Source organism: Ekhidna lutea, assembly GCF_900188325.1.
Classification (GTDB): domain Bacteria; phylum Bacteroidota; class Bacteroidia; order Cytophagales; family Cyclobacteriaceae; genus Ekhidna; species Ekhidna lutea.
On sequence record NZ_FZPD01000005.1, the window covers coordinates 12492 to 28425 of the forward strand.

The 15934-nt window shown below is 42.5% G+C and carries 18 protein-coding genes and 1 pseudogene; 16 read left to right on the plus strand and 3 right to left on the minus strand.

The annotated features are described in order from the left end of the window. Nucleotides 1-45 precede the first annotated feature (45 nt). From CHB71_RS14045 to CHB71_RS14080, 8 genes are all read left to right on the plus strand, one after another. Complete coding sequence (locus tag CHB71_RS14045; RefSeq protein WP_221406738.1) at nucleotides 46-354, plus strand: antibiotic biosynthesis monooxygenase; 309 nt, start codon at nucleotides 46-48, stop codon at nucleotides 352-354. 100 nt (nucleotides 355-454) lie between these two features. Then, complete coding sequence (locus CHB71_RS14050) at nucleotides 455-745, plus strand: YciI family protein (protein ID WP_089357579.1); 291 nt, start codon at nucleotides 455-457, stop codon at nucleotides 743-745. A 144-nt stretch (nucleotides 746-889) separates the two neighbouring features. Then, complete coding sequence (locus CHB71_RS14055) at nucleotides 890-1141, plus strand: type II toxin-antitoxin system Phd/YefM family antitoxin (RefSeq protein WP_089357580.1); 252 nt, start codon at nucleotides 890-892, stop codon at nucleotides 1139-1141. Then, a complete protein-coding gene (locus CHB71_RS14060; RefSeq protein WP_089357581.1) occupies nucleotides 1141-1395 on the plus strand; it encodes a Txe/YoeB family addiction module toxin in 255 nt (84 codons plus the stop codon). Before CHB71_RS14055 ends, CHB71_RS14060 begins: the two co-directional genes overlap by 1 nt. 112 nt (nucleotides 1396-1507) lie before the next feature. After that, nucleotides 1508-2164, plus strand: a complete 657-nt coding sequence (locus CHB71_RS14065) for a DUF4386 domain-containing protein (RefSeq protein ID WP_089357582.1) — start codon at nucleotides 1508-1510, stop codon at nucleotides 2162-2164. 201 nt (nucleotides 2165-2365) lie between these two features. After that, nucleotides 2366-3877, plus strand: a complete 1512-nt coding sequence (locus CHB71_RS14070) for a caspase family protein (protein WP_179213428.1) — start codon at nucleotides 2366-2368, stop codon at nucleotides 3875-3877. A 69-nt stretch (nucleotides 3878-3946) separates the two neighbouring features. After that, on the plus strand, nucleotides 3947-4159 hold the full coding sequence (locus tag CHB71_RS14075) for a hypothetical protein (RefSeq protein WP_089357584.1): 213 nt from the start codon (nucleotides 3947-3949) through the stop codon (nucleotides 4157-4159). A gap of 9 nt (nucleotides 4160-4168) precedes the next feature. Then, nucleotides 4169-4390, plus strand: coding sequence for an SRPBCC family protein (locus CHB71_RS14080; RefSeq protein WP_089357585.1), 222 nt, complete (start codon nucleotides 4169-4171; stop codon nucleotides 4388-4390). Nucleotides 4391-4424: 34 nt separating this feature from the next. On the opposite strand, the gene CHB71_RS14085 is transcribed toward CHB71_RS14080, so the two are convergent. From CHB71_RS14085 to CHB71_RS19270, 3 genes and pseudogenes are all read right to left on the minus strand, one after another. Next, nucleotides 4425-5747, minus strand: a complete 1323-nt coding sequence (locus tag CHB71_RS14085) for a vanadium-dependent haloperoxidase (RefSeq protein WP_089357586.1) — start codon at nucleotides 5745-5747, stop codon at nucleotides 4425-4427. A gap of 94 nt (nucleotides 5748-5841) precedes the next feature. Beyond that, nucleotides 5842-6132 carry a helix-turn-helix domain-containing protein gene (locus CHB71_RS19265; protein WP_407918764.1) on the minus strand — a complete coding sequence of 97 codons (291 nt, stop codon included), beginning with the start codon at nucleotides 6130-6132 and terminating at the stop codon, nucleotides 5842-5844. A 63-nt stretch (nucleotides 6133-6195) separates the two neighbouring features. Next, a pseudogene (locus CHB71_RS19270) lies at nucleotides 6196-6501 on the minus strand (hypothetical protein); the annotation flags it as partial. 743 nt (nucleotides 6502-7244) lie between these two features. Between CHB71_RS19270 and mraZ the strand changes: the two are divergent. The 8 genes from mraZ (at nucleotide 7245) to murD (ending at nucleotide 15862) form a co-directional block, all read left to right on the plus strand. Beyond that, entirely contained in the window at nucleotides 7245-7688 is a 444-nt protein-coding gene (mraZ, locus tag CHB71_RS14095; RefSeq protein WP_089358058.1) for a division/cell wall cluster transcriptional repressor MraZ, read from the plus strand. A 91-nt stretch (nucleotides 7689-7779) separates the two neighbouring features. Continuing rightward, on the plus strand, nucleotides 7780-8760 hold the full coding sequence (rsmH, locus tag CHB71_RS14100) for a 16S rRNA (cytosine(1402)-N(4))-methyltransferase RsmH (RefSeq protein ID WP_089357588.1): 981 nt from the start codon (nucleotides 7780-7782) through the stop codon (nucleotides 8758-8760). A 65-nt stretch (nucleotides 8761-8825) separates the two neighbouring features. Continuing rightward, nucleotides 8826-9191 (plus strand): FtsL-like putative cell division protein, encoded by a 366-nt coding sequence (locus CHB71_RS14105; RefSeq protein WP_089357589.1) that lies wholly within the window; start codon nucleotides 8826-8828, stop codon nucleotides 9189-9191. 94 nt (nucleotides 9192-9285) lie between these two features. Beyond that, the gene (locus tag CHB71_RS14110; RefSeq protein ID WP_089357590.1) at nucleotides 9286-11385 is read left to right on the plus strand and encodes a penicillin-binding protein; all 2100 of its coding nucleotides are present in this window, start codon (nucleotides 9286-9288) and stop codon (nucleotides 11383-11385) included. After that, entirely contained in the window at nucleotides 11385-12836 is a 1452-nt protein-coding gene (locus CHB71_RS14115) for a UDP-N-acetylmuramoyl-L-alanyl-D-glutamate--2,6-diaminopimelate ligase (RefSeq protein ID WP_089357591.1), read from the plus strand. Before CHB71_RS14110 ends, CHB71_RS14115 begins: the two co-directional genes overlap by 1 nt. Before the next feature lie 103 nt (nucleotides 12837-12939). Continuing rightward, nucleotides 12940-14115 carry a phospho-N-acetylmuramoyl-pentapeptide-transferase gene (gene mraY, locus CHB71_RS14120; protein WP_089357592.1) on the plus strand — a complete coding sequence of 392 codons (1176 nt, stop codon included), beginning with the start codon at nucleotides 12940-12942 and terminating at the stop codon, nucleotides 14113-14115. Beyond that, complete coding sequence (locus tag CHB71_RS14125; RefSeq protein WP_089357593.1) at nucleotides 14115-14483, plus strand: hypothetical protein; 369 nt, start codon at nucleotides 14115-14117, stop codon at nucleotides 14481-14483. The genes mraY and CHB71_RS14125 overlap by 1 nt, the downstream gene beginning before the upstream one ends. Further along, entirely contained in the window at nucleotides 14483-15862 is a 1380-nt protein-coding gene (murD, locus tag CHB71_RS14130; protein ID WP_089357594.1) for a UDP-N-acetylmuramoyl-L-alanine--D-glutamate ligase, read from the plus strand. The genes CHB71_RS14125 and murD overlap by 1 nt, the downstream gene beginning before the upstream one ends. The last annotated feature ends 72 nt before the right edge of the window (nucleotides 15863-15934 follow it).

Consider the following 15934-nt stretch of genomic DNA (forward strand, 5'->3'; position numbering starts at 1 on the left):
TGCTATTTTTAACTATGCAATCCTTGCAAAGCAAAACACAACATTATGATCGCGCGAATATGGCATGGAAGGACAAGTGCTAATGATTTTGAGGACTACACAAAGTTCATGAAGGAAAGAGCTGTTCCTGATTATCAAAACACACCAGGCTTTATCAAGCTGAGTTTTCTAAGAAGATTGGAAGGAAAGGAAGCTCACTTTACGTTAATCACATATTGGAAAAACCTGGATGTCATAAAGAATTTTGCGGGGGAGGATTTTGAAAAAGCAAAGTACTATCTTGAGGATGAGGAATTTCTTTTAGAATTTGAAGAAAAAGTCATCCATCATGAAGTCTTTTCCGAAATAGCCTAATACATGCCTATGACGAAACACCGAATCTATACCAGTTTTTTGGTTTTATATTGAAATTAGTTGATCTACGAATACAATTTCAAAACCACCCATAATAATCATGTACATCATAGACTTAAACTACATCGTTCCACTGGAAGAATTGGATGCCCACATGACCGAACATGTGAAGTATCTTCATAAATACTACAAACAGAACAAGTTCGTAGCATCCGGTCGGAAAGTACCGCGAACAGGTGGGATTATTCTGGCGCTCGCTGACTCACAGGAGGAGGTTGAGCAGATTATTTCAGAAGACCCATTTTTTATCCATAAGCTGGCGGAATTTACAATCACTGAATTCCTCACCTCGCAAATGCATCCGGATTTGAAGCCTTTGCTGAAGTCTTAAATTAATTCCGCTGCTTTTGTCATGCCGGACTTGATCCGGCATCTTCATACGCCTCACCTCATGTCTCCACAAACCAAAAAGGTTTGATGAATGGCTTGCCTGACATTGTACAACTAATTGTACAATTTTTCGTATGTTTGTCCTATGGATATTACGACGTATTCAAATTTCAGGCAAAACTTAAAATCCTTTATGGATAAGGTGGTAAAATCGAGAGCTCCTTTGTTTGTAACGAGAGCCAATGGGGAAGATGCTGTTGTTTTGTCTAAAGAGGAATATGATGGAATACAGGACACCTTACACTTATTAAGCAGTCCCAAAAATGCCCAACGATTAAAAGAAAGCATCGAAGAGTTTGAAAGAGGTGGGGGAGAAACGAAAGAGCTTATTGATTAATGCAAATTGTATTTCTCACCCATGCCTGGGAAGACTACCTCTTTTGGCAGAAGCACAATAAGAAAATGCTTAAGAGGGTGAATGAATTGATTAAACAATGTGTGAGAACCCCATTCGTAGGAATAGGAAAACCGGAAGCGTTAAAGAATGATTTATCTGGATGGTGGTCCAGACGGATTGATCAGGAACATCGACTTGTCTATAGGGTAGAGAAAGACAGGCTTTACATCGCACAGTGCAGAAAACACTATTAATGCAATTCATTCGACCCACACTATTCTATATTATTTATAGTAAGTTTTCTAATACTAAAGCAACCAAGTGACGGTGGGCTGCATCATGTTCGAAACAAAAACTACCTAACCCATGCACACACTTCAAGAACAAAAAAATGCCGTAACCTGGCTGAGAATCATTTACCCACTTTGGGCAGTTCTGGGAATGTTCAGTCTCTTGTATGTCCCGTCCCAATTAATCGTTTTGAGCGATCCGGAGCTCACAGCTTCGAACATCATGGCGAATGAAATGCTTTTTAGGCTTGGTATAGCTGGCAGTTTAATAACCCAATTATTTAGTGTTGCAGCGGTTTGGTTTCTATACAAGCTGTTTTATTCCACATATAGGGATGCTACCATTCTCATGGCCATTTTCGCTTTTCTGGGAATTCCGATAGCTATGCTCAGTACCGCTGATCAGCTAATGGTGCTAGAGGTTCTGGATCAGCCTGATCAAGTGGTTTCTTTACTTAAGCAAAGCTCAAGAGGCACCATCATCGCTACAATTTTCTGGGGCTTATGGTTACTGCCTCAAGGTTATATGATCATTCGCTCACCCTTATTTCCGCGCATTATTGGCTGGTTTATGATTCTGGCCGGTGCAGGATATACCATATCGGCATTCGCCTACTTCCTGGGTATCAAAGGATCATTGATGGACGTGCTGGATTATCTCACTTTTGGTGAAGTGATCTGGATGTTATGGGTGCTCATTATGGGTGCTCGCTGGAAGACATTGGATAGTTGATGCGGGTAGTTTGAGTTTAATTCGGTAATCTGATAATTAAGATACTTTCAATTTATAGGCCATTTTGAGGTCTTACTCAGTTATTCATTAAATTTGATAAGGCCAGTTGTTGAAAGCGTCATGAGATCTCTGATTGTAATTTGGATCATTTTTTCTTTTTATTGCTCCTTTGGGCAAGATCCAAAATCGATCCCCCTACCCATGCATATGAGGTGTGATGGCTCAGCGGCTCTTATGCCGGATTCTTCAATGATTATCACTCAATACAATATGGTTGGTGTTAATAAGACCACCAGGTATGTTTTTAAGGATAATCAGTGGATTGAAGAATCGAACAAGCTAGTAGATATTATTAATGCTACACTCACCGATGGTCACATTCACTTTCGCTTCTCGCATGATTTTACTAGACTCTTTGTATTAGTCCATGAAGACTCAGGTCAACATTTTTATGAGCTTAGCAAAAATGAGGAGGGAATATGGGGACTTCCCCAAGAAGTTTTGATTGACAATAACAGAAAAACCAATTCAGTACCTTCTTATTCATTTGACAACTCAAAACTATTTACAACGATCGAAGGAAGGAATGATTGGTCCGTAATCGAAGTATGGGGAGGAAAGAACTATTCAGAAATAATTGAAAAGATCAAAGTGCCTAAGTTGAAAGAGATTATTCAGGTAATTTCAATTGGTGAAAAGTCATTATTGCTTTTTGCTGCTAAAAAAAAGCAGAAAGAATATGTTTGGTATTTGATTAAGGAAACCGCGGACAATTCATGGACAGCTCCGGTCCAAATTAGCAGCCTCAAAATGTACTTTTTTGGACTAGCAACTACCGCGTTTCCGGAGTGGATGATCTATTCCAATTTTGAAAATTCTACACTTTATCTACACCCAACTCCACCTCTGTTAAAGGCTGAACTAAAAACTCCAAAAAGAAACAATGAAATTGCGATTTCCCAGAATGAAAAAGCTCAAAACATCAATCAAATGGTTAAGCCAGGAGGTAAATACCATGCTGTTTTGATAGGTAACTCTGATTATCAAATGGATAAGCTGGATTTGGTGAATCCAACAGATGATGTGGATGAGCTGAAACAAATTCTGACTAATAAATACTCATTTAATACGGAAAACATTATCACATTAAAAAACGCTACCAGAGACGAAGTTCTGGAGGTTTTATATAGGCTTAGAAAGGAGATCAGTGTAACTGATAACCTATTAATATTTTATGCCGGTCATGGTTACTGGGATGACAAAGTGGAGCAAGGATATTGGTGGCCTGTAGACACTGATCCTGCCAATCCTTCCAACTGGTTATCGAATAGTGATCTCAAGGAGCAAATAAGAGCCATAAGAAGTGCACATACATTACTCATTTCTGATGCGTGTTTTAGCGGTGGTATTTTTAGGGCACGAGGCAATGAAATCAGAAGCGCATCAAGAGATATTCAATTGCTTTACAGACTTCCCAGCAGGCGCGCAATGAGTTCAGGGAATATGTCTTCAGTTTCAGATAATTCTGTTTTTTTTAAATACCTGATTAAGTATCTGGATGAAAATACAGACCAGTTCCTTTCTTCCAGCGATCTATTTACAAAGGTTCGCAGGGCAGTTTTGAGTAATAGCTTAACTGTTCCTCAGGATGGCGTGATCATGGGGACGGGGGATGAAGGAGGCGATTTCATTTTTATCCAACAAAAGGAATAGCATTCAAGCAAACAACTCACAAATTCAAAAAATGTAATGACTGTAAGTTTTATTGGGTACCTTGGTTAAATGGGAGAACTCCTTGATAAACAGCACAGGTTTTATCTTCAGCATGAGCAGAAGCTTGTTGAGAAATACAAGGGTCAATTCATAGTTATTCATGATGAAAAAGTGGCTGAGTCCTTTGGTTCAGAACGAGATGCCTACATCTACTGTGTCAAGCATTTTCCTATGGGAACGTTCTTAATTAGAAAGGTACTTGCCAAATCTTCCCCAGCTTAACACCAATACATGCTGAGTATCACCAATTCCATATCGATCAAAAAACCTCTATCGGAAGTTTTTGCATTCGTTAGCGACCAGCGAAATAACCCCAAATGGAATTACAACATCGTTAATGTGAAGAAAACAAACGAAGCTGAAGGAGTGGGGGCCGAATATCTCCAAATCCGAAAAAGCGATAAGCAGCCACTCGCCTCGGTTCGTGTCCCCACAAATCGAAAGATTAATTAATGGTTTGATAGTGCATGATTTCAATTCATATACACTATTGCACAGGTCTGATAAACTCCCTACTCGCATATTCACCAATTTTAGCTCCCAGTTGGTGTCCTTCTTCAGAGTCGTACCTGAAGTGAATGCCAAGGTAGACCCTGGACATAGATGCTTCCAGTCCTGCAGTAGAAAAGCTATCGAATGAACGAGTAGGCGGATCCATTTTGATTTTTCCTGAAAAGGGCCCTGCTTTATCCACTTCCTCTGTTGTCATTGTGAATGCATATTTGTCTCCTGTTCCTAAGGTGTTAGCAAGCACAGTCATGGCAGCAGTACTGGCAGTGCCATGTGCGGAAGGATAAGAGGGAAATGCATAGGTATGTTTATGCAAATTGTTCCAGGCAGTATCAGGTTCTGTGTCACTATTCTGATCATGAGCCGCCCAGCGAATGGCTGTATAGGGTCTCCAATGATTATAATGGAACTTGTTATCAAATACATTCACATAAGCATCGTATATAGTCATATTAAGCAAGGCAAAAAGCCTTGCGGATTCCCATAGATTAAGGTTTTCTTTAATGACTAGTTTTCGTGCCAGTCTGTTGTGAGAATTTTCCACAAAATCTTTCCACCACATCGCTAAATGCGTTTGATCTTCAGACCGTATGTCACTTTCAAATTTCCCGTACGCTTTTACTTCATTGAAAGCATTTGTGTATTCATCGCTTGTGATGTCAGGCGGAGGTGGTGATCTGAATTGATCCTGTGATTTCAGCATAAAAGGTTTGGCCTTAGCCCATCCAGCTCCGAAGATAAATCCCTCGGGCGTACCGCTATGTTCGTTAAACTCTGCATACACGCCGGGTGCCATGGGATGCCACTCATAGCTTGCTTCACCTGCGAAATCATCTTCGGATCGCATGCGGAGTATTTCCATTGCGGATGCTTTTCCAATTCTTATGCCCTCCGCTTTCGATTTGCCGTCATCTATTATTGCAAGCCATCGATTCAGTTCGTTTTTCAGTTCCTCCGTGTTGTCAGGGAATTGATTAGCAGCTACTTCATAAGCCGACTGAGCTACAGCAGCTAGTGGGTTAGCTTCAGGAGAAGATTCAGCGAACACATAAGGTGTGTAAACAGATTCTATGCTGTTGAGTGCATCATTTATGGCGATATGCATCATGGCCTCAGTTCTTACTCCCTTGAGTGTGAGAAGGCCATCCTCTGACATGGCCATTTCCATTACTTTTTGATTCCAGGCAATAAGAGGTGTTGAGTCATAATCATTTGGTGAACCGGATTCGGATTTGCAGCTACATAGTAGAGGTGCCAAAAGGACAATTAGCCATGTTGTTGGTAGTAGGTTCGCTTTCATTACAAGAATTTTAGCGATCTAAGGTACCTTGACCGAAGTAAAATGAATTTGGAATCTGACTCAAAAAATATGCTATGAATATCAAACAAGGATGTCAGGCGAAAGCTGATTTTCTGTATTTTAATGGCGAATCATTATAACATTCCTTGAAAATTTTAATAAAGTGTGAGGTGTTCTCCAGGCCAATCTCCATGGTGATTTCGTTGACACTCAAATCTGTGGTTTCCAACAAATGTTTCGCGTATTCAAGTCTCTTTTGTTTTAGCCATTGACCAGGAGAAGTTTGAAATGTTTTGGCAAAATCACGATGAAAGGTTGCAAGACTTCTACCGCTTAACCGGGCAAAGTCAGTCAAGTTGAGGTTAAAGGTGAAGTTCTCCTCCATGACAGCTTTCAGGTCAATTTTGGTGCAGTATGCGATTTTTGAGAAACACTCTGCCAATGCAGGATTGGTTTTACCTGTAGCAATATTTACCACTAATTCTCTCAATTTGACTTTAAGCAGACTCTTGGAAGGCGTAGTGGATTGTGAAAAGTAATTCAATACGGAATGAAAATAATCGAGCAGACTTTGGTCAAGAGAAATGGGGATAATTGATTCGATGGCCTGATTTTGGAGTGATTTGTCCTTCACATCAACATCCGTTTTTATAACTGTGCTTATGAACTCATCAGGCATAAAGATGAGCAATGCACAGAATTCACCTTCTTGAATTTTTAACACCCGGTGCGCACCTTTTTTTAGAAAAACAGCGTCACCAACCTTAAAAAGAAACTCTTCTTTTCATGTTTTCCACTTGGCTCCTCCTTTAATAATAAAACAGAAGTAATTTTTATCAACCCAGTAGGCTAATGGTGATTCCTCCAGAGGACAGTCGTAAGCAGTAAACAAAAATTCATCTACTTTGAATTGCCTGAATTGAGGATTGTCTTTTACAAAATGATAAAAATCAAGCATGGATAGTAGCGTATACCACTTTAAATGTACAAAAATCTATCGCCTCAATTCGTTTCCTTCGGACCTATGTTATCATATCATCGCTAATTAACTGGCACGTATTCCTCATCATTTTCTTTGTCCAATCCCAAAATTATTAATTCACTAATTCAGAATTCAACTTTCCCCCACCACCTCCCACCAAATACTCTATCTAGTCCTCGTTTGTAACGAGGATTCCTAAACCTAATTTAATTACCCCTGACAAATCTTCCCCACCAACTCCCACATTCTTCAATCCTCCCCACCATCTCCCACCAAATACCTCAAATTCCAATTTTCAAGTTCCAAATCACAAAATTTATTCAAAAAAGTAGTCTAACCGCCTCATTTTCATAACTCACTCATTCACAGAACATTCATTTAAAGCTTAAAATCATCGATTTAATGCACAAATAAGCATTTTTTAATATTTTGTGTATGAAAGTGGGGGAGAGTGGGGGAAAATAGGAAAAGTTGATTACATTTGTCTCGGTGGTTTATATTTTTCAAGGCTCAGTATGACGTTTTTTACAAGCGAATATGAGTGTAAGTTGGATACTAAAGGAAGGTTGGTCTTGCCTGCAAAGATCAAGGTCAACCTTCCGGAGGTCTCCACTGCAGAACTGATAATTCGGAAGGGATTCGAGCCGAACCTAATCCTCTACCCAATGGTGGAGTATAAAAAGATACACCACAAGATCTCATCATTGAGTGAATTCGATCCGGAGCAACGGAAGTTGAAACGGACATTTTTCAGGAGCATCGCGCAGGTGGAGCTGGATAATGCAAACCGCATCCTGATCCCGAAACAGATGCTCGCTCATGCACAGATAGACAAGGAGGCACTCCTCATCGGCACGGGCAACTATATAGAAATGTGGAATCCTGAAGTATTTGATAAGCACATGATCAGTGACGATAGCGAATACTCAGAGCTGGCACAGAAGTTCCTTGACGAATGAGTGTAGTTGAAGTTAGTCTTCGACAGGCTCAGACTGACACAGCGGGTTGTCATCCTGAGTTCATCGAAGGGTGCAGGGAAGGAGGAGAGAGATGAGCGAATACCACAACCCGGTCATGTTGCAGGAATGCCTGGACGGGCTGGACATAAAACCAGATGGAGTATACGTGGATGTGACCTTCGGAGGTGGCGGACACAGCAAAGCGATACTCGACAAGTTGACAACCGGACACCTCATTGCTTTTGATCAGGACAAAGACGCTGAGCAAAATGCAACAAAGCTTGCTGAATTACTCGAAAAGGGTGAACCTCCCTTCTCCTCGGGGAGAAGGGTCGGGGATGAGGGGCAAGCGAAACGTTCTTTTACATTTATTGAGTCGAATTTCAGATACCTGAAAAAGTATCTCAGACTACACGGCATCACAGAAGTTGATGGCATCCTGGCCGATTTGGGAGTTAGCTCCCATCAGTTTGATGAGCCAGAGCGCGGATTCACCATTAGGGCAGAAGGTGAGCTGGATATGCGCATGGATCAGGCCGCTGCTAAAAGCGCCAGGGAGGTAGTAAACGAGTACGAAGAAAAGGATCTGATACATATTTTGAGTGCATACGGCGAAATCAGAAATGCGCGAACCCTCGCGAGAGAGATTGTGAGTTTCCGGATGAACCAACCCATTGAGACCAACGAGCAGCTGAAAGCAATTGCGATGAAGAACGCTCCAAAAGGTCGGGATCTCAAATACCTCGCACAGGTCTTTCAGGCCATACGTATAGAGGTAAATGATGAAATGGACGCACTCAGGGAGTTTTTGGTGCAGGCTGGCGAAGTGCTAAAGGCAGAAGGCAGGCTGGTGGTGATGAGTTATCATTCACTGGAAGACAGACCGGTCAAAAACTTCATCAATAAAGGAAACATTAAAGGGGTCGATGAAAAAGACTTTTATGGGAATCCAATCAGGGTGTTAGACCCGGTGAACCGAAAGCCCATCATCCCCACAGCGGCAGAAATTAAAGAAAACAGCAGAGCGAGAAGCGCTAAGCTGCGTATTGGCAAGAAAAGAAGTGTGAAGTAGGAAGCTAGAAGATGGAAGTGATTCCAGCTTCAAACTCCCAGCTTCAAACTTCAAACTTTTAAGAAATGAAGAACACCTACAAATTACCCCAAAGAGAAGAGCGAGGAGGCTTATTCCGTCTCATCAATCGCTTTCTACGCATGGACAGCTCCATGAGCGAGGTGATACACGTGCGTTTTCTTCCCCAAATTCTATTTCTGGCATTCTTATGTCTGCTGTACATCGGCAACCGCCATTACGCGGAAAAGAAGGTTCGTGATATCAACCATCTCGAAAACGAGGTGGAGGATTTACGAGCAGATTATACTACCCTGAAAGCAGATTTCATGTATGAAAGCAAGCAATCGGAGGTGGCAAAACGAGCGGCAGAGCTCGGATTAAAAGAGAGTAAAGAGTTACCCGTATTAATCAAGCAAGTTGAAACAAAGTGATTACAGGTAACAAAATAACATTTTTTGAAATTGACCAACGGTCAGTCCACAGTCTATCAGTCGACTGTCGACGGATGGCTGTTGACCTAAAAAAATGAGCATAAAACGAGACATAGTACTACGCGTGCGTATCGCATTCATCCTCACCTTTTTGGTGGCGGGAGCAGTCGTGTTTCGTATTGCCAAGATCCAGTTCATTGAAGGAGAGGAGTGGAGAAGTCTGGGCGAAACCCTGGGCATGCAGGTAATGAATGTAAAAGCAACACGTGGTAACATCTATGCAGATGATGGAAGCTTACTGGCGACATCATTACCATTTTACCGGTTAGCGATTGATCCATATCTACCTACCAACGGACTTTACAAAAACAATATTGACTCATTGTGTTATCTGCTTTCTCGCTACTACGGCGATTTGACACCAACCCAATACAAGCGAAAAATAGATCGCGCACGAAAGGATGGTCGCCGTTACCTGACCCTCAATCGTCAGGAAATTGGCTATCAGGATAAGAAACACATGGAAAACTGGCCGCTCTTCAGGGAAGGTAGGTTAAAAGGAGGGGTGCTGTTCGAAAAGGTGGAAAAACGATTTCTACCCTTTTCGCATTTAGGCATCCGAACCATTGGAAGTGTAAATGCAAACGATCGGGGTACGGTTGGGCTGGAATACAGCTTCAACAAACAGCTGGCCGGTGTAAACGGTAAAGGGCTCTATCAAAAAATGGCCGGTGGAGGCTGGAAGCCCATCTATGACGGTACCGAGAAACGTCCGGTCGATGGGTATGATATCCAAACAACTATTAATGTAGATCTCCAGGATGTGACAGAATCAGCTTTGTTGGATGAGCTTCAAAAGCACAATGCAGACTATGGCGTGGCAATCGTGATGGAAGTGAAAACCGGGGAAATCAAAGCGATTTCTAATCTGAGCAGGAATACCGACGGAGATTACTATGAAAGATACAACTATGCGGTAGGAAACCAGGGTTCGAGGGAACCGGGTTCTACGTTCAAACTGGCCAGCATGATCGCCTTGCTGGAGGAGGTCGATATTAAGTTGACGGATACGATCAACACTGGTGACGGAAGCCTCGAGTTTTTTGACAAGACCATGCGGGATCATAAGCCGGGGGGCTTTGGCACACTCACGGTACAGGAAGTTTTTGAAAAGTCATCCAACATTGGTGTGGCGAAGTTGATTTCTCAACATTTCGGAAATGAGCCAGAGAAATTCATCAACTATCTAAAAAGAATGAACCTGCACCAACCACTTGATTTTCAAATGGTAGGAGAGGGTAAGCCATACATCAAAGATCCATCAGATAGCACCTGGAGTGGGGTTTCACTTCCATGGATGTCTCACGGATATGAGTTGAAAATGACACCTCTTCAAATGCTCACGCTTTACAATGCGGTAGCCAACAATGGAAAAATGGTGAAGCCGATGATTGTGAAAGGCGTGATGAAAGCCGATCGAATGGTAGAAGAATTTGAAACGGAAGTGATCAACGATCGCATCGCATCCAAAGAGACGTTAAGAAAAGTAAAGATGATGATGGAGGGAGTTGTGGAGCGAGGTACTGCCCAAAACATCAATCATTCGCACTACAAAATCGCTGGTAAAACAGGTACAGCTAAGAAGGTGAAGAACGGACGATATGTGCGCGAATATTATACTTCATTCGCCGGATATTTTCCGGCTGAAGCACCTCGGTATAGCTGCATCGTAGTGATCGACAATCCGAAAGGATATCAGATCTATGGTAGCGATGTATCTGCCCCGGTATTCAAAGAAATAGCAGATAAAATCTACTCGCTGGAGCTGGATATGCATGAAGTTGGTACACAGGAGCGGACTTATGTAACTGGTGTGTTCCCACATATCAAAGCTGGCAAAAGAGATGAGCTGACGATGATCTGCAATGAGCTTGGTATCTCCAACCATGCAAAAACAGAAGCTGAATGGGTGAAAACTGATGTCATCAATGATGCAGTGTACTGGAAAGGGAATACGGTGAAATACGAAGTAATTCCTGATGTACGTGGCATGACACTTCGCGATGCAATTTATGTATTGGAAAATTTAGGCCTGAAAGTAAAAGTGAACGGAAGAGGGCGTGTAGCCACTCAGTCGCTCGCTCCGGGTGGACGAATAGCCAAAGGTTCAACCATTAAACTTCAGATGAGCTGATGCAGACGTTGAAAGACATATTGTTTGGCGTTTCGCTCCAGTCGATCACCGGAAATAGGGAAGAGGAAGTTCATGGTGTAGCTTTTGATTCACGAAAGGTGGAATCTGGGTTCCTGTTTGTGGCGGTGAAAGGATTGACTGTAGATGGTCATGACTTCATTGAATCCACGATAGATAAAGGAGCGAAGATCATCGTTTGCGAAAAAGCACCTAAAAATTTACCAAAAGGAATTACGATTGTTCAGACAGACAATTCAGCGAAAGCCTTGGGCATCATCGCTTCGAATTTTTACGGACGACCATCAGAAAACATTAAGCTTGTAGGTATCACGGGCACGAATGGCAAGACCACTTGTGCTACGTTACTGTTCGAGCTTTTCCAAAACCTGGGCTACTCGGTGGGCTTACTTTCAACAGTAGAGAATAAGATTAACCATAAGGTCTTAGACACCAGCTTTACCACACCCGATGCGATGCAACTTAACCAGCTTTTGGCCGATATGGTCGAAGGTGGTTGTACGCATTGTTTTATGGAGGTAAGCTCCCACGCCTTGGTACAAAATCGTGTTGCCGGGATTCATTTTACCGGAGGAGTATTTACGAATATCTCCCACGATCACCTGGATTACCACAAGACATTCGATGAGTACATCGCTGCGAAGAAGCTATTGTTTGATGGCCTTTCATCTGAATCTTTTGCATTGGTAAATGTGGATGACAAGCGGGGCATGGTGATGCTGCAGAATACCAAAGCAGATAAGCACAGATTGGGCATTCGCTCCATGGCAGATTTTAAAGTACGAATCATTCACAATACACTTCAGGGCTTGGAATTGAATTTCGATGGGGTGGATGTGTGGTTCAAACTCATAGGCGAATTCAATGCCTACAATCTGTTAACAGCTTATGCAGTGGCAATCCTATTGGAAGAGGAGAAGGAAGATGTGCTAAGCGGGCTGAGCACTACATCGGGTGCAAGTGGTCGCTTCGAGATAGTAGAAAACACCTCCAATGTCATGGCCATCGTGGATTATGCCCATACGCCGGATGCATTGGAGAACGTGCTGAAAACAATAGACGATCTACGCACCAAGAATGAGATGTTGGTCACTGTGGTAGGCTGTGGTGGGGATCGAGACAAAACGAAGCGTCCAAAGATGGCTGAGATCGCTGCACGCTTTAGCGATAAGATCATTCTCACGTCTGACAATCCACGGACAGAAGATCCGCAGCAGATTTTGGAAGACATGAAAGTGGGAATTCCAAAATCAAAGGAGCGGAACGTGATGATCATTTCGGACAGAAAAGAAGCGATCAGAACGGCCTGTAATCTGGTTAGCGATCAGGACATCATTTTGGTCGCCGGAAAAGGGCATGAGACCTATCAGGAAATTAATGGAGTGAGGAATCACTTCGACGACAGAGAAATATTGAAAGAGCAATTGAATTGATGAGGATTAAGAGAAAATATAATGCACAGTTAATTCCCCTCCTTGGAGGGGTTAGGGGTGGGTTAATTCTCAATCTAAAATCTTATAAATCTAAAATCGAAAGATGCTGAACTACTTATTTGAATATCTCAATCAAATAGACTTCCCCGGAGCGGGACTGTTCCAGTATATCTCATTCCGAGCGGGAATGGCAGCATTGCTATCGCTTTTGATCACGATCACTTTTGGTAAGTATCTAATCGAGATGCTGAGAAGATACCAATTAGGGGAATCAATTCGTGACCTGGGATTGGAAGGTCAGATGGAAAAGAAAGGAACGCCTACCATGGGCGGCATCATCATCATTTCTGGCATAGTAATCCCAACGCTACTCTTTGCTGATCTCAGCAACATCTACATCATTCTGTTGATCATCTCCGCTCTTTGGATGGGCAGTATCGGCTTCCTGGACGATTATCTGAAAGTAAAAAAGAAAAACAAAGAAGGTCTACGTGGCAAATTCAAAGTGATCGGGCAGATCGGGCTTGGTTTGTTGGTTGGACTTGTCATGGTGTTCCATGATGATATTGTTGTAAGAGATTTCTCCGGAGAGGCGTTTAAAGATGAAAACTCACTGTTAACAACCATCCCATTTGTGGCAAACAATGAGTTCCAATACGATTGGCTATTGCCGGAATTCTTAGTGGATTATTCATGGGCACTCTATGTATTGGTCGTCATCTTTATTGTTACTGCTGTTTCCAACGGTACCAATATCACCGATGGGTTGGATGGTTTGGCCGCAGGAACGTGTGCGATAATTGGTTTGACACTTGCTGTGCTCGCCTACCTATCCGGTAACGCCATTTTCGCAGATTACCTCAACATCATGTTCATTCCAAACTCAGGAGAACTGGTGATTTTTTGTACAGCCTTTGTTGGAGCTTGTATTGGCTTCTTGTGGTACAATGCATACCCGGCTCAGGTTTTTATGGGGGATACTGGCAGCCTTTCACTAGGAGGTATTATAGCTGTGTTGGCTTTTGTCATTCGAAAAGAATTATTGATTCCGATACTATGCGGAATTCTGGTCATCGAAAATTTATCGGTGATTATTCAGGTGTCTTATTTCAAATACACCAAAAAGAAATACGGAGAAGGAAGACGCATCTTTTTAATGTCGCCGCTTCACCATCACTACCAAAAGAAAGGGCTTCATGAGGCCAAGATTGTAGCCCGCTTCTGGACGGTAGGGATACTCTTAGCCATTTTCACATTAGCAACTCTAAAAATCAGATAATGACAGTAACAGAAATCCATGAATTAAACGAGAAGTTCCAAAAGGGTGCGGTGCAGCTTTCAGAATTGATCCCAACAGGCACTTTGGTGCAAGCCACTTCTATGCTGATAAGAAGTGCAAGAAAGATTGACAACCAGTTTTTAAAGCTTTTGAAAGCACCATCCCATTCGGTCTTCAATCAGATAATGGGTCAATTGGAAGATGAGACGGATGAGATTCTTTTCATCCTTGATCAGTTGGAGTTGGCGAACAAAAAGCAGAAGATCAGCCTGATTGATGATTTCGTGAAGGAGGGATATGATTTGATGGCCATCTACTCAAGATGCTTCGACTTGATTATTGGTAAAAAAGTAAAAGAAGAAGAATAATGAACGAACGCATAGTCATATTGGGTGGAGGTGAGAGCGGCGTTGGTGCCGCCATGCTTGCTCGTCAAAAGGGCTATGAGGTATTCCTTTCTGACGGAGGAAACCTGGCTTCTGATCGCAGAAGAACGTTGAAAAGTCAGAAAATTGATTTTGAAGAGGGTGGACATTCTGAAGAACTACTTCTGAATGCGTCTTTGGTGGTGAAAAGCCCGGGCATCCCGGATTCAGCTCCGCTGGTTCAAAAACTGGTTGGCAATAACATTCCTGTCATTTCTGAAATAGAGTTTGCATACCGATTTATCGATAAAGCAAAAGTTATTGCTATCACAGGTACCAATGGAAAAACCACTACCTCCTTACTTGCGCATCATCTGCTTAAAACAGCAGGGTATAAAGTGGCATTAGGTGGTAATGTCGGTAGGAGCCTTGCGAGGCTCGTGGCTGAAGGTGGCTATCATTATTATGTTGTAGAGGTCAGCAGCTTCCAACTGGATGGGATTGATAATTTCCGACCGGATGTGGCGGTCTTGCTGAATATCACTCCGGATCATCTGGATCGGTATGAGTACAACTTCGACAAATATGTCACCTCCAAATTCAGGATCATAGAAAACCTGACCAACGAGCAGGTTTTTATTTACTGTGCGGATTCTGCCCCGGTGACGGAGGAAATAAGTAGAAGAAAAATAGAAGCCAGCATGTTTGCCATGTCAGCTTCGAACAACAATAAGCTAAGCGCTTACCTGAAGGATGAGCACCTGATTTTCAACTTTCAGTACAAGCACGATGCTGCTGAATTCCAGATTCCGGTCTCTGAGATTTCATTGATTGGAAAGCACAACATGGTCAATAGCATGGCGGCCGTATTGAGTGCACTTTGCATGGAAGTGCCAATGGAAATGGTCCTGAAAGGACTTAAGAATTTCAAAAACGCGCCACATCGATTGGAATTTGTGAAGGAGATCGATGGTGCGGCATACATCAATGACTCTAAAGCGACGAATGTAGATTCTGTCTACTATGCTTTAGACGGAGTGAAGGGCGATATCATTTGGATTGCGGGTGGCATTGACAAAGGAAACGACTACACACAGATCGAAAAGTTGGTGAAGAAGAAGGTGAAGGGGCTGATCTGCATGGGTAAGGATAATCGGGCTTTGACAAGTTATTTCGGTTCAAAACTGAATAAGATCGCTGAAGTAGATTCTGTTAAAAAGGCCATAGATCAGGCACATGAATGGGCCGAAGAGGGTGATGTGGTATTGCTATCCCCAGCTTGTGCAAGCTTTGACTTGTTCAGCAACTACGAAGATCGTGGAGATAAATTCAAGCGTGCAGTGAACAAGCTTGCCAAGACATTAAAAGCCAAAGAAGCATGATATTCTCAGTATTTGAAATATTGTCATCGGCTATTCACTCTAAACTCGGTTTAGAGGAGAAGTCCCCCTTCG